Here is a 495-nt window from a genome sequence, read left to right as displayed (position 1 = left end):
GAACTCCTGAAGACAGGCTAACTCATATTATGGATAAATTTGAGCAGGTCGATACCTCCGCGACAAGGCGACATGAAGGAACGGGCTTAGGGTTGGCAATCTCAAAACGTTTGATCAGCATGTACAACGGTGAGCTTTGTGTGCGTTCGGATTTTGGCAACGGATCGTGTTTTAGCTTTAGTTTGCAGTTGCCTAAACGAAGTCAGCCTCATTCTGAACCGGTAGAACTGAATGCAAATCGACTATTGTTGATTGATGATTATCAACCACGCGTGGAACACTTGATGCGCTTAGCTAAAGAGATTGGCATCGAGGTGACTCATCGCAACGATTGGTCTGCGGCGCAGTCTTTGGGCAGAGATTTGGACGATTTTGACCGCATCATCGCGAGCGTGAATAATGCTCAGGATAGAGATGCGCTCTATGAGCTTGATGCGACAGAATCAGCCGCCAAACGGGTACTGTTTCTCGCCCCTTGTGTGATGGAGGAAGGAC

Annotated in this window: 1 protein-coding gene; it reads left to right on the top strand. The window is 48.1% G+C overall.

Annotation, left to right across the window (positions count from 1 at the left end):
- Window positions 1–29: 29 nt before the first annotated feature.
- Window positions 30–495, top strand: a 466-nt coding sequence (locus UF06_RS17735) for an ATP-binding protein (RefSeq protein WP_045571632.1), incomplete at its 3' end; no start/stop codon positions are given.

It is taken from the genome of Vibrio sp. S234-5 (genome assembly GCF_000960595.1).
Taxonomy (GTDB): domain Bacteria; phylum Pseudomonadota; class Gammaproteobacteria; order Enterobacterales; family Vibrionaceae; genus Vibrio.
This window is presented reverse-complemented; position numbering and strand designations above follow the sequence as displayed.